Raw genomic sequence first — 17,675 nt, 5'->3', positions numbered from 1 at the left:
GTTGCGTCCTGATGCCTGGAGTGTCCACTTGCGGATGCAGTTCCGCGACGGTGGATTCAGCCTGTGGGATCAGCCTGGGCGTTCCGGTCGTCCTGGCCCACGTGGAGCGCGTGAAGGTCCCCGCTGACGAGTCGCTGACCTCCGGTTCACAGGAACCTGACAAGTTTTGGCGATCTTGTTGTCTTCAGACGGTCCCTGAAGCTGAAGCGGGTACTCCCCGGCAGCGGGACCTCGCACGCACCAGATCCGAGGGACACCCAGCGATGAGATTCCGAACGCGCGAACTGTTTCTGGCAGGGGCACTGACCGTCAGCACGGTGGGCCTGGCCGTGCCCGCCTCCGCCGCCTCGCCGGTGGCGGACCTCCGGACCGATGCCGCCACGCCTCCCGGGAAGCCCGAGCTCTTCCTGGCCAACATCGACGATGACGCCGGCATCTGCAAGGCCCGTTCCAAGGAGCTCCTGGTCGATGCCGCCGGTCGGGAGCAGGCCGACAACGAGAGCTTCCGGGTGCAGGAGGCGGCGCTGCGTGAGGAGGCCAAGGACCCCGCCAAGAAGGAGGCGGCGGAGCGGAAGTACGCCGCGCTGAGGCGGACCCATCGGCTGGCGCAGTATCAGGCCGACCGTGACATGGCCGGGTGCAACGACGCCGCTGACACGGTGGTCAACGGCGCCCAGGACGAGGCGGATCTGGCCCGGCTCCATACGGCCCCCTGGGCCGCTGCACCCGCCTCCGCGACCGGGCGCGTCACCGTGCCAGGCGCCGGGGCCGACCACGTCCGCCTGTTCGTCAAGCGCCCCAAGAGTGCGGCGCCCCGCGGCTGGGAAGTCGTCGGCCCCGACACGAAGCTGAGCGCCGCCGAGCTGCGCGCCGGAGTCGAGCTGGGCATCGAAGGGCGTGACATCGTCCGGGACTCCGCCGTATGGGCAGGCCGCGTCACCGTACGGCTGGACGTCACCGCGAACGGCGTGACCTCCTCTCGCACCGTTGCCCTCGAACAGGCCCCCGTTCTCACCCAGCTCAACACGCAGCGTCTGCAGGAGGCGCTCGCCTCAGACGACCAGGACCCGGAGACCGGCAAGCCCTTCACCGACGCCCTCGCCGCCGCCGTGAAGGCGAACGGCGTCGCTACTCCGCTGCGCAGGGTGGACACCGGCGGCGACCAGTGGATGCAGGACCTCTTCGAGCCGGGCTACGCCTCCATCCCCGGCCCCGGCGGCAAACCGCACGGGATGCGGGTGCTGATCCCCTCCGTCAACGAGAACCGGCACGCCGCCTCCCGTGTCGTGTTCACCGAACTCGCCGGGCCCGATGTGGCCGCTGTGCACATCGCGCACGTGCCGACCCCGGACGAGGACTCGACCTACGACTCGATGGGCAACCTGGAGACGGTCCCCGCGTACCCGGGGTACCCGGCGGGGCGCATCGTCATCGGGGGCGATCCCGCGGACGGGAAGAAGGGCCCCGCCGCGGAGATGCTCACCTTCCTGCGCTCGCAGAACATGCAGAAACCCCTGTCGCTCGACACGTCATGGCTGTCGGTCGGCCACATCGACGAGTTCGTCCAGTTCCTGCCCGCGCCGGGGAGCCGCCTCGGCTGGCGCGCGGTCGTCGCCGACCCACGAAGCGGCATGAGGATTCTCCAGGACGCGAAGAAGGCCGGGCACGGAGGCCAGATCATGCACGGCGGGCTGCCGGCGCTGGACTGGCGCTATACCGACCACATCGACCAGCGCAGCATCAGCGAGTTCCTCGCCGACCCGCAGTTCCTTCACGTCAACGACCGCAGCGCGAAGAGGATCGACGCGAACGTCGCCGTGCTGAAACGCGAGGTGGGTCTGACCGACGCCGACATCGTGCGGGTCCCCGCCTTGTTCACCGCCCGCACGATGGACTACCTGATGCTCCAGAGCGAGATCAGAGGCATGAAGCCGGGCCCGGACAGGGACGCGGCCGAGGCCCGGCTCCGCGCCATGGACCAGGCGGTCGCGTTGATCCCCGGCACGGTCAACGGCCTGGTGCTGAACAGCGGGGAATATGTCGCGCCGAAGCCCTTCGGTCCGCTGATCGGCGGGAAGGACGTGTTCACCGAGGCCATCGACAAGGCCTTCGCCACCACCGGCTACACGGTCCGCTACGTCGACGACCTGCTCTCCACGCATGTGTCCGAAGGAGAGATCCACTGCGCGACCAACACCCTGCGCGCGGTCTTTGCCACCGACCAGCGGTGGTGGCCGCACTCCGCATGACCGACCGCGGATAACACTCCGCCCAGGAAGCCCGGGAAGCAGCGCCACGTCCGCTCCGGTGCGGCGACGGTCGTCCGGCCCGAGGTTCGGAACGACGTCGCTGCACCGGCGCGGGCAGGACGCAACGCATCGCCCGAACCGTGGCAGGTGCGCTACCACCAGGACACAGCGCCCTACTGTCGTCGACATGACGGAACCAGTGGCAGCGACGCATCCGCACGAGAGCGACCTGGGCGCGACACGCCTGATCGCGCTGTCGGACGGTATCTATGCCATCGCGATGACCCTGCTCGTCATCAACGTGGCGATCCCCGCGCATCTGGGGGACGCCGCGTTCCACAAGGCGCTCGGCGATGCGCTTCCCAACGTCGGTGCCTTCGCCCTCAGCTTCAGCCTCATCGCCGGATTCTGGCGTGACCACCGCCGCATCCTCACCGCGCTGCCCACCGAGACGGTCGTGATCACCCGCCTGGTCCTCCTCGGCCTCGGCCTGGTCGCCCTGCTGCCCTTCCCCACCGCGCTCCTGGCCGAGTACGCGTCTCAGCCCGAAACCGTCGCCCTCTACGCGGGCACGCTGGCCGCGATCCACGCGGTGCACGCAACCTTGCTGCTGCTCACACAACGCCAAGTGCACCCCTCCGCCGCATCATCCGCGGCCGCGGCCCGCCGAGGCTTCACCGCCCAACTCGGCTCCAGCGTGCTGATCTTCGGCCTCTCCGTTCCCTTGGCCTTCGTCAACACCGCAGCAGCCATGTGGTTCTGGATCACGCTCCTCCCCGCCCACTACATCCTCGGCCAGTACCACCGCCGACGCCCCGAACGGTGAATCACCCGGTCCGGCTTGTCGGTCCCGTCGTCGCGTGATGTGCTTTCATGCTTCGGTGAATCGACAGGGTGTTCCTATGGCCGGTGAACCTTCGACCTGCCGCATTCGGCAGCGCGAGGCGTCTGATCTCGATGACTGTGTCGAGGTGCTCGCCGAGGTCCATTCCGGTGACGGCTATCCGGCGAACTGGCCCGACTGTCCCGGCGAGTGGCTGATGCAGCCTGCACTGCTCGCTGCCTGGGTGGCGGAACTGGACGGGCGCGTAGTCGGTCACATCGGTCTGTCCCGCAGCGGGGCGGGAGATGCGGCACCTGGCCTGTGGAGCCGCCGCGAGGGTGTGTCCGTCGAGGACACCGCTGTGATCAGCCGGTTGTTCGTCTCGCCTTCCGCTCGTGGCCACGGGATCGGCGCACTGCTGATGGAGCGGGCCGTACAGGACGCCCACGAGCGTGCCCTGCATCCGGTCCTCGACGTCCTGGCCTCCGACACGTCGGCCGCAGCCTTGTACGAACGCCTGGGCTGGAGCTTGCTGGCCACCGTCGATCAGCAGTGGAGTCCGACCCAGACGGTGACGGTCCAGTGCTATGCCGCACCTGCGTGACCAATCGGACCACGCCACAGCCTTTCGTTGCGCCCGGCACTGGATCCTGTCCCTGGGTCAGCGGTGGCGTCGGCCAGGACGAACAGGCGGTAGTCCTCGTCGGCCGCCTGCCGGAGCGTCGTCAGCACCACGCCGCTGATGTGCCGCCGCGAGTACGAGGGCGGCGGCGAGCGAGCCGCCGAAGCCCAGCATGCCGAGCCAGTCGATGCGGGAGGCGAGAGTGCGCGGCGAGCCGGGACGCACGGGGTCGGCGTTCCGTGGGATCCCGGTCAGCACCAGGACCAGGGTGACGGCCACGACCGGAATGTTGATCCAGAAGGCACTCCGCCAGCCCGCCCAGGCGACCAGCAGCCCGCCAAGGGCGGGACCGACCGCGACGGTGGCGGCGCCGGTGATCAACAGTCCGCCGAGCACCCCCGTGGTGGGGCCTCGTGCCCGGCCTGTTCGGCGCGGCGGCGTATCAGCAGCATCGCCGCCGGATTTCGCGCCGAGGTGCCCGCACCGATCAGCACCCGTGCCACGATCAGCGCGGTCAGCGAGTGGGCCGACGATCCGACGACCCCGGCCGTGAACACCAGCACGATGCCTGCGACGAAGACCCGCCGGGGCCCGAACTCCTCGGCGAGGCGCCCGGCGGCGGGCTGGGCCGGCGCGCTGGTGAGGTAGAGACAGGAGATCAGGATCGCGGTGTCCCCGACGGGAAGGTGGGCACGACGCACTGTCAACCACCCATTGGAAGGAGACACGCCGCAAGATGATCGTTCCTGCAGCCCTGACCGCCTAATCTGCAGGCGGATCGCTCAGCGGTCGCCGATGCGGCTGCCCCGCGGCTGGTCCCATGTTCTGTAGCGGAGGTAGTTGTCCTGTGTCGCCCCACGTCAATCCCACTGTCGGAAGACGCCGACTGGGATCGGAGTTTCGCGCGCTTCGAAAGAGCAGGGGTTTGACAGCCCAGCAAGTGGCAAAGCAGTTGCTGGTCTCGCAAGCAAAGATCAGCCTTCTGGAGAATGGCCGCCGCAGAGTCAACTCACGTGATGTCCGCGATCTCTGCGAGGTGTACGGGGTTCAGGATCCGCAGGTTGTCGATGCTCTGATGCGGATGGCCGAGGAATCCGGTCAAGCAGGCTGGTGGAAGGAGTACGGCGATATCCCGCACAGCGTCTACATCGACCTCGAGACCGACGCCGTGGCCATCCGCTGTTACCAATCCATGGTGATTCCCGAACTGCTGCAAACTCCGGCCTACGCCCGGGCCGTTATTGCAGGAACGATCCCGCACGCCACGGCAGAACAGATCGACACATGGGTTCACGTTCGGTTGCGCCGTCAGTGGCGGGTCGACGAGCTGGACCGCCCGTTGCGCCTGTGGGTCGTGCTGGACGAGTCGGCCCTGTGGCGCGTCGTGGGCGGTTCCGAGGTCATGAGGGAGCAGTTGGAGCGACTGCTCGACCTCGGTGGTCGCCCGCACATCACCGTGCAGGTCATCCCGCACCAGTTGGGAGCGCATCCTGGCATGGCGGGGCAGTTCTCGATCATCGAGTTCGCGGATGACTCGGACCGGAGCGTTGTGTACCTGGAAGGGTTGACCAGCGATCTCTACCTGGAGAAACCCCTCGACGTGCAGCGCTACGCCGTCATCCATGAGAGTTTGCAGGCCAGGGCGCTGGACCCGGTAGCTTCCGGGCAGCTCATCACTGATGTCATCAAGTCGTACATCGGAGCGGAGTTCGGAGACTCCGCACATCAGGAAATTCCGCCACCGCCCTGAGGCTCAGCGGCGAAGAAGCTGACGATCGACACCTTTTTCATCCCGCCCGTGATGTCCCATTGCGTCCATGCCTGCCGAAGGCACCTGCTCGCGCCGGCGGCGCGCGGCGGAATCGATGACGATCCGCCGCGCGCCGCCCGGACCACTCGCCCGTACGGACGACCGCTCCGAGAACTCAACGCTCCGCTGGATGCAGGGATCAGCCGCAACTTAGCTGATCTGCAGGGCGAGTGGGCATCACCTGCCCGGCCCGGCCTCGGTCCTATGCGTAGTCGCTGTGCTGATCTTCGTGATCGGCGCCGTAGCCGCCGTGCACGTCGTGCGGCCGGCCCTGGTCATCGTGACCCTGAGGCTGGTCACCGTAGCCATGGCCACCGGTCTCTCCGCCGTTGTCACCACCCGGATAGCCGCCGGTCTCGCCGCCGTTGTCACCACCGGGATAGCCACCGGTCTCTCCGCCGTTGTTCCCTCCGTTGTCACCACCCGGATAGCCGCCAGTGGTGCCTGCCGTGGGACTCCCGGTGGTACCCGCTGTGGGGCTGCCGGTGGTGCCCACCGAGGCGCTGCCCGTGGTACCGGCGATGAGACCGCCGGGAGTGCCGCCGATGACACCACCGGTCAGGACGCCGCCGAGCAGACCGCCGTTGGTGCCACCCGTGGTCACCCCGGCGATCAGGCCGCCCGAGGTGGTTCCGCCGGTTGCGGTGCCGCCGGTACTCGTGCCGGCGATCACGCCGGTACCACCGGTGATCACGCCACCCGCGGTGCCGGCCGCACACGTGGCCCGGGTGATCTTGTTGGTGTCCAGCGTCACCGAGCCGTTACGCGCCAGCGCCCGGCCGTCGATGCTCGCACCCGTGGTCACACTGATCGACGTCAGCGCCATGATGGTGCCCACGAAGGTGGAGTTGGTGCCGATGGTGGCCGAACTTCCGACCTGCCAGAACACATTGCACGGTGCGGCACCATTGACGAGGAGCACGCGGCTGGCGGACGCCGTCGTCAGACCGGAGCCGACCTGGAAGACCCAGACGGCGTTCGGGTCGCCCTGGGCGTCCAGGGTCAGGGTGCCGGTCAGGTGGAGCGTGGAGGAAGCGGTGTAGACGCCCGGGACCAGCCTCAGGCCGCCGGCATCCGGGGGAAGGGCACCGTTGGTGGCCTGACCGGCGGCGTTGTTGTAGGCCGCGACCAGGTCGCTCTTGGCTTGGAGCGCCACCCCGTCATGGGAGTGCTGAACTCCGTTCACCAGGCCGGGCGGAAAACCGGTGATCGACGTACCCGGATCCACTCCGAGGTCTCCGGTGATCACCGAAGGACCGGTGTTGGTGACCGACTCACCGGACAACACCGCGAAGCTGTCCGCCGTCGCCAGCGGTACGGGTGTGGCGATGGCCTGGGCCGGGCTCGACGTCATGGCGACCATCAGTGCGGCCATGACCGCCGCGACCAGCGCCGCGATCCAGGCCGAAAGGGTACGTGCATTGGGCACTACAGGGGCATTCAGGGTCATCGAGGGGCCAACTCCTGTGTGGGGGTAGTGGCGCAATCGGTGCTTCTTCGACAAACAGAGGCGCCGACTTCTGTCACCGGCATATTACGGAGTCACGTAATCCGGAATGCGGCGCATTCGGGTGATCGAGGAATGCCACCCATTTGCGACCGTGCGCTGCGATAAGCGCACGATCTCCTTCCATGAACGGGGTACTTTTATCAGCGGATATATGAGCGCAGGAAACGAGTTGGCCGCCATCCCGCCGGGGCAGATGACGCTGTCGGACCGGCGGAGCGCGGCCCATTGCTACGTGAGTAGCCGGCTTCATGGGGCCGGTCGGGCCCTTGGCAGGGCCCTGCGGCCCCTCCCTCAGCGGGTTCACGGCCTGCACGCTGGAACGGAGCCGGTCCGCCGGCCACCGGCGACCTCGGTGTCGGATACGCGCTACCGCGCCATACCGACTTCCACTTTGCGCGGTTCGAGGGCCACGGTGTGGCTGGATCGCACGGGACGGCAGGTCCCGGCGCCCGTGGCCGGCGAAGAGCTCATGTCGATGACGTTGGTCGGTGGTGCGCTGGGCGCCGGCTGCGCGGCATTCGCGATCGTCATGGTGCGCGGACTGGTCCGCCGGGGTGCCGATCGGCGGCGCATGACGGAATGGGAAAGGGCCTGGGCGTTGACCGCTCCCGAGTGGGGCCGGCGTCCGGTGTGACGACGAACCGCACCTCGAACCTGAGCACCGCAGAGCGCGGCGTGAACGTCACCGAGCGGCTGAACGGGCCCTCGAAGTAGGGACGTTCGGCCCGGGTCGCCGGGACTGCGGACCCCTGCGGTCCCGGATCCCGGGACAGCATATTGAGACCGGAAGCGCACCCCGCACTCCCCCGCACACAGACCGCGCCCGGCCCAGCCGGCCGGTCGCCCTCACCCCAGGAGATCGACCATGCCGCAGCAGACCCCGGAACTTGCCCGACGCGTGGTCGTCGGAGTCGACGGATCGGAGTGCTCCAAGTCGGCGCTGAAATGGGCGATGACCTACGCACGGCTGACCGACGCAACCGTTGAGGCGATCACCACATGGCAGAACCCCGACACCTACGTCTACAGCTATGGCTGGGCGCCCGGAGTGATCGACATCAGTGAGATCCCGGCCAGCGTCCGCAAGAACCTCGACGCAGCCATCGCCGACGTGGCCGGACAGGTCGACCGGCCCGTCGAGGTACTCGCCCGAGTGGTGCAGGGGCATCCGGCGGAGGTGCTCCTGGAGGCCGCGGCCGGAGCGCAGCTGCTGACCGTGGGCAGCCGGGGGCACGGCACCTTCGCCGGCATCCTCCTCGGCTCGGTCAGCCGGCACTGTGTCCAGCACGCACCGTGCCCGGTCGTCGTCGTTCCTGAGTGACGTGTCCGCAGACCACCGTCATGACAGACGCTCAAGGAGTCCGCCGCTCCAGCCTGCGAGACGGCGGTACCCAGCCCGTTCGAGTGCCGGATCCCGCCTTCAGCCGAGGGAGCGCCGCCGGTTCAGCCGGCTCCCCCTTCGCCCCGCTCCAGGGCGGCCGCGTGGTCGGATACGTAGGTCTGGAGATCGCGTGGCGGCCGCTCGTAGCCGGTGGACGGCGGGCGCTGGGGCAGTTCCAGCGTCGGCCGCGTCACCTCGCGGTACGGGATCGCCGACAGCAGATCGTTGATCATGTTGATCCGCGCGCTGCGCTTGTCGTCACTGGCGACGACGTTCCAGGGCGCCTCGGGGATGTCGGTGTGCACGAACATCTCGTCCTTGGCCCGCGAATACGCCTCCCACCGGGTGACGGACTCCAGGTCCATCGGTGACAACTTCCAGCGCCGGGTGGGATCTTCGAGCCGGGCACGGAAGCGCTCCTCCTGCACGGCGTCGCTCACCGAGAACCAGTACTTGCGCAGCAGGATGCCGTCCTCGACCAGCATCCGCTCGAAGATCGGGCACTGATGCAGGAAGCGTCCGTACTCCTCCTTGGTGCAGAACCCCATGACGTGCTCGACCCCCGCGCGGTTGTACCAGCTGCGGTCGAACAGCACGATCTCCCCGGCGGCGGGCAGCTGCTCGACATAGCGCTGGAAGTACCACTGGGTGCGCTCGCGCTCGGTCGGCGCGGGGAGCGCGGCGATCCGGGCGACCCGCGGATTGAGGCGCTCGGTGACGCGCTTGATGGTGCTGCCCTTGCCGGCCGCGTCACGTCCCTCGAAGACCACGACCAGCCGGACGCCCTCGGCACGCACCCACTCCTGCAGCTTGACCAGTTCCGTCTGCAGCCTGAGCAGCTCGCTCTCGTACAGCCGCCGCGGCAGCCGCTCCTGACGTGGGGCACTCGTTCGGGACTTCTTGCCGGATGCCACGGCGGCCTCCATCAGAGAGCGGGTACTGGGGGTCCACGCTATGGCTTTTCCGCGATGCGGGCCGGTTGGACCCCTGTACCGGGTCCGAGTGGCCCAAGCGGCCGGCACTGGTGCCGGGCCAGGCTGTACCTGAGGGGCTGCGGAGCGGGCACCGGCCCCACCGGCCCGGCCTACGGCCGGGTCCCCGGCGGGAAGCCCGCAGACAGCAGCAGATGGCCGCAGAAGCCGCAAGAAGCATTCGATGAAGGGAACGGCCATGAAGGCATTCGTTTTCCACGGCCCGGGGCAGTCCGCGTGGCACGACGTTCCCGACCCGGGGATCCAGGACGCCGCCGATGTGATCGTCCGTGTCGATGCCGTCACCATCTGCGGTACGGATCTGCACATCCTCAAGGGCGACGTACCGGATGTCCTGCCGGGCACGATCCTCGGCCACGAGGCCGTCGGTGAGGTCGTCGAGGTCGGCAGCGGGGTACGTACGGTCCGGCCCGGCGACCGGGTCCTGGTCTCCTGCATCTCGGCCTGCGGACTCTGCCGGTTCTGCCGGGAGGGCGCGTACGGGCAGTGCCTCGGCGGCGGTGGCTGGATCCTCGGCCACACCGTCGACGGCACGCAGGCCGAGTACGTCCGCGTACCGTTCGCCGACCTGTCGTTGCACCCGCTGCCCGCCACGGTGAACAGCCAGGATGCCGTGCTGCTGGCCGACATCTATCCCACCGCGTACGAGGTCGGCGTGCTGAATGGGCGGGTGGGTCCGGGCGACACCGTCGTCGTGGTCGGCGCCGGCCCCATCGGGCTTGCCGCGATCGCCACGGCTCAGCTGTTCTCGCCGGGCAGGATCATCGCCGTCGACCTCGTGCCGGCCCGTTTGGAAGCCGCCAAACGTATGGGCGCCGACACAGTGGTCAGCGCCGCGGAGGACCCCGAACAGCTGGTCACGGACCTCACCGACGGCCTGGGGGCCGATGTGGTCATCGAAGCCGTGGGCGTGCCCGCCAGCTTCGAGATGTGCACCCGCATGGTGCGCCCAGGAGGGCGGGTGGCCAACGTCGGGGTGCACGGCAAGCCCGCGACACTCCATCTGGAATCCCTGTGGAGCAAGAACCTGACGATCCGCACCGGACTGGTCGACACGTACTCCACCCCCGCCCTGCTACGGATGATGACCGCCGGACGGCTGCCCACATCGTCCCTCGTGACGCACGACTTCCCGCTCCACCGCATGGAGGAGGCGTACGACGTCTTCTCCCGGGCCGTCGACACCGGCGCTCTGAAGGTCGTACTCAGCAGCGGACCCGCGAAGGACCGGACATGACCGCTGCCAATGTCGTCGTCGGCGTCGACGGCTCCGTCGTCGCGATGCGGGCACTCGACAAGGCCTCCGCGGAGGCGGACCGGCGCGCCACCGGTCTGGAGATCGTCTATGCCGTGCCCGGCTTCGACGAGGCCGGACCGGTTCTCGCATCGGCCGTGACCCGGGCACGCCACCGCTACCCGGCGCTCGCGGTGAGCACTACGGCAGTGGTCGGCGACGCGGCCGAGGCCATCGTGAGCCGTGGCCGGGACGCCGCCCTCACCGTCGTCGGCACCCGTGATCTGCCCGGGTTCGCCGGGAGGCTGCTCGGGTCGGTCAGTCTGCGGGTGGCGGCTCGCACCCAGAGCCCGCTCCTGGTCGTCCGCGGCGACCACACCGCGTGGCACGACAGTTCAGGACCCGGCGGTGACGTCCTGCTCGGCCTGGAGGACGACACCGACACCGACACCGCCGGGTACGCCTTCGCCGAGGCGGACCGGCGCGCGGCGCCGCTACGGGTCGTGCATGCCTGGACCTACCGGCACCTGCCGCCCGTCGGATACGCCCCGGTACCCACCAGCCACCTTCAGGAGGACATCGTCCGGCGGGCGCGAACGGAGGAGGCGGTACCCGGCCACGTCGTGACACCCCTGCGGGAGACGTATCCGCAGGTTCCCGTGCAGACGCGCACCGTAAGGTCCGGCGCCACACACGCCCTGCTGGAAGCCACCTGCGGAGCGGCCGTCATCGTGGTCACCGCGCACCGCAGACCGGGCCTGCTGGGACCTCAACTCGGCCCGGTCGCCACCGCATTGCTGCACCACTCGCACTGCCCGGTCCTGCTCGTCCCCGAGACACCACAAGGCTCGTTGCCCGTCTCCCCGCGCGATTGAGCCGGGGCCGCTGAGCGGGGCATCGACGGAAAGGGCCGGCCCGCAGGCCGGCCCTTTCCGTCCGTCGGACGCTGTACCCCTCGGATGGGATCCCACGGAGCCGTGTGCGCGGTGGTGCACCGGACCGGCCCCGTGCCGGAGAGGCTAGAAATCGCCGTCGGCCAGCCACAGGTCGGGGCCGAAGACCTCGTAGTGGATGTTCCGGGCCGCCACACCGGCGCGGAGCAGCTGGCCGCGTATCACGCGCATGAACGGCAGCGGTCCGCACAGGAAGACACTCGCGTCGGACGGGACGTCCACGCCGTCCAGATCCATCAGACCGGCCCGGGCCCCGGGTGCCTGCACCGGATCCGGGCGCTCGTACCAGACCAGTTCGCGGGCCTGCGGCAGGCTCCCGACGCAACGGTGGAGATCGTCCCGTAGCGGATGGTCGGCGGGCGAGCGGTCGGCATGCAGTACGAGGACGGGGCGGGTCGCACCGGCAGCGCAGAGGTGTTCGAGCATGCTCATCAGGGGTGTGGTGCCGATGCCCGCGGAGACCAGTACGACCGGACGGTCGGATTCCTCCAGCACCACCTCCCCGAAGGGTGCCGAGCAGGTGAGTTCATCGCCGGCGACGACCGTGGAGTACAGGAGGTTGGACATCTCCCCGTCCGGGGCACCCGGCTCCTGAACCCGCTTCACGGTGATCCGGCGCGACTCGCCGCCGGGGGCACCGGACAGGCTGTACTGGCGTAGTTGGCGTACACCGTCGGGCATGGTCATCCGCACGCTGACGTACTGACCGGGCAGGGCCTCCGGGGCGGCGGCGCCGTCGGCGGGACGTATCAGGAACGACACGGTGTCCGGGGTCTCCTCGCGGCGCTCCACGACAAGCCACTGCCGCCAGCTGCCGCCGGGTTCGACCCCCGCGCCCTGGTACAGGCGCGTCTCACGGACGATCAGTGCACCGGCCATCAACCAGTACACCTCGTCCCAGGCCGCGACCACCTCCGGGGTCACGGCCTCGCCCAGCACCTCCGCGATCGCGGCGAACAGGTACTTGTGGACGATCGTGTACTGGTCGTCCGTGACACCGACCGCGGCGTGCTTGTGTGCGATGCGGTTCAGCAGAACATACGGCCGGGCGTCCGGATCGGCGAGCAGCGCGCCGGCGAAGGCCGCTATCGATCCGGCAAGGGCCCGGCGCTGGGCTCCGCTGGCCTGGTTGCCCCGGTTGAACATCCCGTCCAGGAGTTCCGGCCGCTCGCTGAACATGGCGCCGTAGAAGCGGGTGGTGATCTCGTCCAACGCGCCGCCGACCGCGGGCAGGGTGGCGCGTACCAGTACTGCGGACTCGGCAGAGAGCACCGTGACCTCCTGAGGTCGTTGGGGCACGGCAACGAGCCGGGCCCGGGAGCAACAGACCCGTGTATAGCAGCCAGAGATCATGCCTTTTGCGGCCGAATCGGACACTCGAACCAGACCGGGGACCCTTGACCGGCCAGATCGGGACCATGGTCCGGAGAGACCTCAAGGCGACAAGGACCCAACGGCCCTCCGGAGGAGCCCATCCGGCCCTCGCGGATCGCACTCGGCGTCGGGCCGGCCATTCGCCAGGATGAGCCGCATCGCCGCGAAGAACCGGACCGCCCACCGGAAGAGCAAACACTTCCCGTGGGCGGTCGGTCCGTCAGTCAGGATGTCGGCCGCTGAGAGGCGACCGACCCACTAGCGGACGAGGCCCCACGCCTGCCCGTTGTTGAAGTCGGCTGCGCAGGTCCACAGAGTGAGCCACGTGCCGTTCGCCAGCGAACCGCCCTTGTTGGTCAGGCACTTCCCGCCGGTGACGGTCCACGTGCGCTCGTTGGTCCCGTTGAACCTCTGCGGGTTGTTGAGCGAGTTGAAGTCACAGGTCCAGAGGGTGAGCACGGCGCCGTTGGTGCCCGAGGCGTTGCCGCGCGGCGTCAGACACTTGCCGCTCACATCGTGAACGATGAAGCCTTCCACCCAGTGCCAGTTCTGCAGGTTGCTGCCCGTGCACGACCAGGTGGTGATGACAGCGCCGTTGGACGTGCTGTTGCCCTCGGGAGTTGCACAGTTCCCGAGGTTGTACAGCCGGTCACCGGCGGCGTTGGCGGTACCGGTGGCGAGAACGCCACAGCCCAGCACGGTGAGCAGCGCGAGCAGCACTGCGGAAGCCTTGCGAATCACGTTCTGTTCCTCAATCGTCTTCTCCGGCCCGACGGCCGGCATGGTGTCCCGTTCTGTGACGCCGCCGCCGGGAGCAGATGCGGGTCTGGACGTCCGCCACCGGCATGCGTGTCTGTTTTTGGGCGCACGAGAGTCCGGCCCGCGAACCATGACGTTCGGGACCGCTGGCCCTGTGGAGTACCCCCTGGACGAGCGCGTATTTCGGGCTGACTCGCCATACGCACGCGTCGTTCACCGGAACTTTACATGGCCTCAAGCCAGGTGTTGATCTTGAGGGTCAGTCACATCTCGGATGCGGCTGGTTCAACGCCGGGCGTAGGGCCGGGTCATGATCTCCATGTTGTGGCCGGCCGGGTCGGCGAAGTACGCGCCGCGGCCGCCGAAGAGGCGGTTGATCCGGCCTGGATCGGTGTGGTCGGGGTTGGCGTAGTAGGTGACCGCGATCGCCTTCAGGCGAGCGATCATGGCGTCGAACTGATCGTCGGGCACGAGGAACGCGTAGTGCTGCGACTGGATCGGTTCGTCGCGCTTTTCGTAGTAGTCGAGCGTCACGCCGTTGCCGAGGTCGACGGGAAGGAACGGCCCCAGCGGGGCGCTGACCTTCAGGCCCAGGATCTCGGCGATGAACTCGGCCGACAACTGCCGGTCCGTGGCATACACGGCAGTGTGGTTGAGCTGGACGGCTGTGGTGGGTCGCTGCTGCTGGTCGTGCGACATTCTGTAGTGCCTCTCCGAGTCTTGGGTTCCACTGAGATGGGCGCCGCGAGAGGGCGCCGGAAGGGAAGACAAGGAGAGGGCGGCGGGCTTCTTGCCCGCGCGGTGCTCAGGGCGAGGCCGGGGGCCTCACTCGTGTATGGCCCAAGGCCGACCCGGCAGTCACCCGGCCGACCTTAATGCCCCGTCGGAGGCCAAGGCAACGCCCTATAGTGTGTCGTCGACCAAGGGGTGGCCACCGGCACGCCGCTGGCTTTCCTGAACCCGGCCGGTGCCGCGCGGCGTCTTGTTGGACGGACGGAGGGGATCGCGGCATGACCGGCCCCCACACCGATGAGGAGCCCGCCGAGCATCAGCGCTTCGCCCGCTACCTGCAGGCCCTGGAGGCCGTCGCCGAGCCGGACGAGGCCGGCCTGGTGGCCACCGTCCTGCGTGACGAGGACGCGACGACGGCGGACAGCGCGGTGGGCCGCCATCTGGACCGCCGGGCCGCGGACCTGCTGCCCGACCCCCGTTTCACCGCCTGGGCCCAGACCCTGACCGAGGTGATCGCGGACCGCGACTTCCTCGCCTGCCGCCTGCGCGAGTGGACCCTGCTCAGAACCATCGCCCTGGGCAGGCCGTGGGCCGCCGAGGATCTCACCAGGGCGTCCGACTGGTGCCAGCGCATGGCCGCAACCACGCAGATCGCGCCCTCATCCAAGGCCCTCAGCCTGCTGGCCGAACACGGACGGACCCGCCGCGTTCGAAACGCAGCAAAGCTGCAACTGCAGCGCTGGACGCAGCCCGACCGACGTGACCCATCGGTGATGCGGGCCGGAGCTATTCCCTGTGCTGGACCAGCTGATGGGTCTCCCGCGAGACCCTCCCTGTTCCCGTCGGCGGCAGACCGGTGATCGGCCGGACGTACCCGTCGTACACCAGGAACGCCACCACCGGGGTGCCCAGGGACAGGCCGTCCTTCTGTCCGAGCTTCCAGCCGGCGCCCGGAATCACACCGCGCACCTGCGGCTCGTCGTGCCGCTCCACCCGCAGAAAGCCGGGGCGTTCCTTGGCGGACACCAGTCGGCCCTCCTCCTGGTCCAGCACAAGAGCCAGGCCATCCGCACTCCAGCTCTCCACCCGCATCTCCGTCTCGCTCTCGTCCGAGCCGGGCGCTGCGTCCGGGTCGGTGAAGTAAGCCCGGTACTGCACGTCGTTAGTGTCCATCGGACGATCATGCCTCAGCGCGCACGGCAAGCGGGGCTCAGCAGGTCATTGACCTGAGTCTGTCGAGCGCCGTCCACCGGGCCGGCAGCTCAAGGGCCTTCCCGCCGGTGGTTCAGGGTGCCCCCGGGCGGTCGGCCTGGTAACCCGCGAGAAGGGGAATCGTGCCGCTCCCGTCCAGCACCGAGACGGCGAACGGCCGGTCGAGGCGCACCGGCGCCGTCCGCAGCAGCTGCCCCGGGCCGTCGAAATGGGCCCCGTTCGCCCAAGGCCGCGGCACCTTCCGCGTTCCGGGCACCGACCGGGCCGACGACCCCCCGCAGCTCTGTGCGGGTCGCCCCGTCCGCGCAGGCCTCCAGGGCCGCCAGCGCCAGCCACAGGCCGGCAGGCGAACACATCACGTCAGCCCTGGCACCACGGACCACCGGATCATCGGAGAGCAACTCCAGCCACAACTCGCCCAGGGCCGTGATGGCCCCGGCGGCGCCGGTTTCCGTTCGCACAACAGCCCTCCTGCCGACGGCTCCACAGGGGGCCGACTTCGTGGCATACCAGTGCGTTCCCTGGCGTTCCCGACGAGGTTACGGGCATGGCCGGCCGGGTGCTGAAGTCGGCCCCGCTGCTGTGCGGGACGTCAACTCGACCGCGACGCGCAGTGGCCGTCATCGGTCTCCGACCGATGACGGCCACTGCTCAGGTTGTCACCCGTGCCAGAGCTGGGTCGCACCTCCGTAGCAGTCCCACTGGTTCACGACGGTGCCGTTGCTGTGGCTCCACACGGCGTCCAGACACTTCCCGCTGTCCACGTTCACGACCTCGTATCCGCCGTTCACCAGCCGCAGCGTCCACAGTTGGGTAGCGCCGCCGTAGCAGTCCCACTGCGTCACGGCCGTGCCGTTGCTGTGACTCCACACGGCGTCCAGGCACTTGCCGCTGTCGGTGTTCACGATCTCCTGGCCGTTCCAGCTCCACTGCTGAGTCGCGCCGCCGTAGCAGTCCCACTGCGTCACCGAGGTGCCGTTGCTATGGCTCCACACGGCGTCCAGGCACTTGCCGCTGTCGACGTTGACGAAGTAGCCGCCGGCCACCGCGACGGCCGGGCCGACGGGCTTGACCTGAGCGCCGGCCGGTGCGGCCGCTACGAGACCGCCCCCGATGAGGGAGGCAACGCCGACCGCGAGGGCGGCCATACGCTGGACGTGATTCCACGCCATGATGAAGTGCTCCTTCGCTGATGCCACTGGTGTGGTGGGTACGGGCCGATCCTTGCTGTCCGTAGATCAGGTGATGACTCGGAGAAGCCGGCTTCCGTCTTCGATGCCAAAACTCTCGGATGTTCCGCCCTGGGTCGAGCAGCTTTTCGGACGATCCTGGATGTTCTCGGACAGAGCACCATCGATACCGGAATCACTGTCACGAGCGAACAAATTCACGACACCGACCGAGGTCGGGAACGCAGAAAGGGCCCCCGCAGGCTTTCGCCTGCGAAGACCCTTCGCACCGTCGGGACGCCCCGATATGAACCTACGGCTGCGCGCTGTGCGCGGCGTCGAGCTGGTGGTCCGACCAGATGTAGCTTTCGGGAAGCAGGCCGGTGATGGGGATGGTCCGGAGGCCGTCACTAGTGCCCACGATGACGTCGAGGGCCGGGAAGTAGTCGAGAAGGACCTGGCGGCAGCGGCCGCACGGAGGCACCACTCCGCGGTCGCGGTCTCCCACGGCGACGATGGTGTCCAGCTCGTAGGCGCCCTGCGCGGCCGCGGCACCGATGACGACCAGCTCTGCGCAGGGGCCGCCGGTGAAGTGGTAGGCATTCACCCCAGTGACGATCCGGCCGTCCCGGGCGCGGGCCGCCGCCGCCATGGTGTGGTTGTCGCCCCGGCAGCGTGTGGCCGCGACGTGCGCCGCGGCCTCGATCAGTTCATGGTCGACGCGGTCGGTCTGTGGGGTCATCTTCTCTGCCTTCATGCGGTGTCATGCGGTGTCATACGACGTTGGCCCGGCTGACGATGGCGCGGAGCCGGCATCAGCGTTGTGCAGGGCGAAGGCGTGCCCGTCCCCGCGGG

19 protein-coding genes are annotated in these 17,675 nt (G+C 68.8%); 9 read left to right on the top strand and 10 right to left on the bottom strand.

What is annotated here, in order from left to right:
- The first annotated feature begins 263 nt into the window (after positions 1 to 263).
- From G3I60_RS03015 to G3I60_RS03005, 3 genes are all read left to right on the top strand, one after another.
- A complete protein-coding gene (locus G3I60_RS03015) occupies positions 264 to 2,249 on the top strand; it encodes a protein-arginine deiminase family protein (protein WP_164292339.1) in 1,986 nt (661 codons plus the stop codon).
- A gap of 187 nt (positions 2,250 to 2,436) precedes the next feature.
- Positions 2,437 to 3,075 carry a TMEM175 family protein gene (locus G3I60_RS03010; RefSeq protein ID WP_164292340.1) on the top strand — a complete coding sequence of 213 codons (639 nt, stop codon included), beginning with the start codon at positions 2,437 to 2,439 and terminating at the stop codon, positions 3,073 to 3,075.
- Between the two features lie 76 nt (positions 3,076 to 3,151).
- Complete coding sequence (locus G3I60_RS03005) at positions 3,152 to 3,676, top strand: GNAT family N-acetyltransferase (RefSeq protein ID WP_164292341.1); 525 nt, start codon at positions 3,152 to 3,154, stop codon at positions 3,674 to 3,676.
- A 57-nt stretch (positions 3,677 to 3,733) separates the two neighbouring features.
- Here G3I60_RS03005 and G3I60_RS44435 read toward each other — a convergent pair whose 3' ends face one another.
- A complete protein-coding gene (locus G3I60_RS44435) occupies positions 3,734 to 4,090 on the bottom strand; it encodes a hypothetical protein (protein WP_203671918.1) in 357 nt (118 codons plus the stop codon).
- The gene (locus tag G3I60_RS02995; protein ID WP_343240813.1) at positions 4,072 to 4,395 is read right to left on the bottom strand and encodes an MFS transporter; all 324 of its coding nucleotides are present in this window, start codon (positions 4,393 to 4,395) and stop codon (positions 4,072 to 4,074) included. The genes G3I60_RS44435 and G3I60_RS02995 overlap by 19 nt, the downstream gene beginning before the upstream one ends.
- Positions 4,396 to 4,541: 146 nt before the next feature.
- On the opposite strand from G3I60_RS02995, the gene G3I60_RS02990 reads away from it, so the two are divergent.
- A complete protein-coding gene (locus tag G3I60_RS02990) occupies positions 4,542 to 5,444 on the top strand; it encodes a helix-turn-helix transcriptional regulator (RefSeq protein ID WP_164292343.1) in 903 nt (300 codons plus the stop codon).
- Between the two features lie 262 nt (positions 5,445 to 5,706).
- Here G3I60_RS02990 and G3I60_RS02985 read toward each other — a convergent pair whose 3' ends face one another.
- On the bottom strand, positions 5,707 to 6,954 hold the full coding sequence (locus tag G3I60_RS02985; RefSeq protein WP_164292344.1) for an ice-binding family protein: 1,248 nt from the start codon (positions 6,952 to 6,954) through the stop codon (positions 5,707 to 5,709).
- Between the two features lie 511 nt (positions 6,955 to 7,465).
- Here G3I60_RS02985 and G3I60_RS02980 point away from each other — a divergent pair.
- Together G3I60_RS02980 and G3I60_RS02975 are read left to right on the top strand one after the other, a co-directional pair.
- The gene (locus G3I60_RS02980) at positions 7,466 to 7,648 is read left to right on the top strand and encodes a hypothetical protein (RefSeq protein ID WP_164292345.1); all 183 of its coding nucleotides are present in this window, start codon (positions 7,466 to 7,468) and stop codon (positions 7,646 to 7,648) included.
- 231 nt (positions 7,649 to 7,879) lie between these two features.
- On the top strand, positions 7,880 to 8,335 hold the full coding sequence (locus tag G3I60_RS02975; protein ID WP_138352417.1) for a universal stress protein: 456 nt from the start codon (positions 7,880 to 7,882) through the stop codon (positions 8,333 to 8,335).
- 122 nt (positions 8,336 to 8,457) lie between these two features.
- On the opposite strand, the gene ppk2 is transcribed toward G3I60_RS02975, so the two are convergent.
- On the bottom strand, positions 8,458 to 9,309 hold the full coding sequence (gene ppk2, locus G3I60_RS02970) for a polyphosphate kinase 2 (protein ID WP_343240761.1): 852 nt from the start codon (positions 9,307 to 9,309) through the stop codon (positions 8,458 to 8,460).
- 256 nt (positions 9,310 to 9,565) lie between these two features.
- Between ppk2 and G3I60_RS02965 the strand changes: the two genes are divergently transcribed.
- Positions 9,566 to 10,624, top strand: coding sequence for a zinc-dependent alcohol dehydrogenase family protein (locus tag G3I60_RS02965; protein ID WP_164292347.1), 1,059 nt, complete (start codon positions 9,566 to 9,568; stop codon positions 10,622 to 10,624).
- A complete protein-coding gene (locus G3I60_RS02960) occupies positions 10,621 to 11,496 on the top strand; it encodes a universal stress protein (protein ID WP_164292348.1) in 876 nt (291 codons plus the stop codon). The genes G3I60_RS02965 and G3I60_RS02960 overlap by 4 nt, the downstream gene beginning before the upstream one ends.
- Before the next feature lie 144 nt (positions 11,497 to 11,640).
- On the opposite strand, the gene G3I60_RS02955 is transcribed toward G3I60_RS02960, so the two are convergent.
- The 3 genes from G3I60_RS02955 to G3I60_RS02945 all read right to left on the bottom strand — a co-directional run bounded on the left by G3I60_RS02955 (position 11,641) and on the right by G3I60_RS02945 (position 14,406).
- The gene (locus tag G3I60_RS02955) at positions 11,641 to 12,846 is read right to left on the bottom strand and encodes a globin domain-containing protein (RefSeq protein WP_164292349.1); all 1,206 of its coding nucleotides are present in this window, start codon (positions 12,844 to 12,846) and stop codon (positions 11,641 to 11,643) included.
- Between the two features lie 360 nt (positions 12,847 to 13,206).
- Positions 13,207 to 13,689 (bottom strand): RICIN domain-containing protein, encoded by a 483-nt coding sequence (locus G3I60_RS02950; RefSeq protein WP_164292350.1) that lies wholly within the window; start codon positions 13,687 to 13,689, stop codon positions 13,207 to 13,209.
- A 303-nt stretch (positions 13,690 to 13,992) separates the two neighbouring features.
- Positions 13,993 to 14,406, bottom strand: a complete 414-nt coding sequence (locus tag G3I60_RS02945) for a VOC family protein (RefSeq protein WP_164292351.1) — start codon at positions 14,404 to 14,406, stop codon at positions 13,993 to 13,995.
- A gap of 311 nt (positions 14,407 to 14,717) precedes the next feature.
- Here G3I60_RS02945 and G3I60_RS02940 point away from each other — a divergent pair, with 311 nt between their 5' ends.
- Positions 14,718 to 15,299 (top strand): hypothetical protein, encoded by a 582-nt coding sequence (locus G3I60_RS02940; protein WP_203671892.1) that lies wholly within the window; start codon positions 14,718 to 14,720, stop codon positions 15,297 to 15,299.
- Here the strand turns inward: G3I60_RS02940 and G3I60_RS02935 are convergent.
- The 3 genes from G3I60_RS02935 to G3I60_RS02925 all read right to left on the bottom strand — a co-directional run bounded on the left by G3I60_RS02935 (position 15,226) and on the right by G3I60_RS02925 (position 17,562).
- The gene (locus G3I60_RS02935) at positions 15,226 to 15,612 is read right to left on the bottom strand and encodes a hypothetical protein (protein ID WP_138352409.1); all 387 of its coding nucleotides are present in this window, start codon (positions 15,610 to 15,612) and stop codon (positions 15,226 to 15,228) included. The two genes, G3I60_RS02940 and G3I60_RS02935, sit on opposite strands and share 74 nt — an antisense overlap.
- A 698-nt stretch (positions 15,613 to 16,310) precedes the next feature.
- Positions 16,311 to 16,823: an RICIN domain-containing protein gene (locus G3I60_RS02930; protein WP_164292352.1), complete on the bottom strand. Its 513-nt coding sequence runs from the start codon at positions 16,821 to 16,823 to the stop codon at positions 16,311 to 16,313.
- 310 nt (positions 16,824 to 17,133) lie between these two features.
- On the bottom strand, positions 17,134 to 17,562 hold the full coding sequence (locus G3I60_RS02925; protein WP_164292353.1) for a cytidine deaminase: 429 nt from the start codon (positions 17,560 to 17,562) through the stop codon (positions 17,134 to 17,136).
- Positions 17,563 to 17,675: the final 113 nt, after the last annotated feature.

Origin of the sequence: Streptomyces sp. SID13666 (assembly GCF_010548325.1) — a bacterium.
Lineage (GTDB): Bacteria > Actinomycetota > Actinomycetes > Streptomycetales > Streptomycetaceae > Actinacidiphila > Actinacidiphila fildesensis.
The sequence above is the reverse complement of the archived record's forward strand: the minus strand, read 5'-3'. Positions and strand labels throughout refer to the sequence as shown.

Coding starts and splice junctions, on each gene's coding strand:
- G3I60_RS03015 (WP_164292339.1), top strand. CDS start 264: ATGAGATTCCGAACGCGCGAACTGTTTCTGGCAGGGGCACTGACCGTC.
- G3I60_RS03010 (WP_164292340.1), top strand. CDS start 2,437: ATGACGGAACCAGTGGCAGCGACGCATCCGCACGAGAGCGACCTGGGC.
- G3I60_RS03005 (WP_164292341.1), top strand. CDS start 3,152: ATGGCCGGTGAACCTTCGACCTGCCGCATTCGGCAGCGCGAGGCGTCT.
- G3I60_RS02985 (WP_164292344.1), bottom strand. CDS start 6,954: ATGACCCTGAATGCCCCTGTAGTGCCCAATGCACGTACCCTTTCGGCC.
- G3I60_RS02975 (WP_138352417.1), top strand. CDS start 7,880: ATGCCGCAGCAGACCCCGGAACTTGCCCGACGCGTGGTCGTCGGAGTC.
- G3I60_RS02965 (WP_164292347.1), top strand. CDS start 9,566: ATGAAGGCATTCGTTTTCCACGGCCCGGGGCAGTCCGCGTGGCACGAC.
- G3I60_RS02960 (WP_164292348.1), top strand. CDS start 10,621: ATGACCGCTGCCAATGTCGTCGTCGGCGTCGACGGCTCCGTCGTCGCG.
- G3I60_RS02945 (WP_164292351.1), bottom strand. CDS start 14,406: ATGTCGCACGACCAGCAGCAGCGACCCACCACAGCCGTCCAGCTCAAC.
- G3I60_RS02940 (WP_203671892.1), top strand. CDS start 14,718: ATGACCGGCCCCCACACCGATGAGGAGCCCGCCGAGCATCAGCGCTTC.
- G3I60_RS02935 (WP_138352409.1), bottom strand. CDS start 15,612: ATGGACACTAACGACGTGCAGTACCGGGCTTACTTCACCGACCCGGAC.
- G3I60_RS02930 (WP_164292352.1), bottom strand. CDS start 16,823: ATGGCGTGGAATCACGTCCAGCGTATGGCCGCCCTCGCGGTCGGCGTT.
- G3I60_RS02925 (WP_164292353.1), bottom strand. CDS start 17,562: ATGACCCCACAGACCGACCGCGTCGACCATGAACTGATCGAGGCCGCG.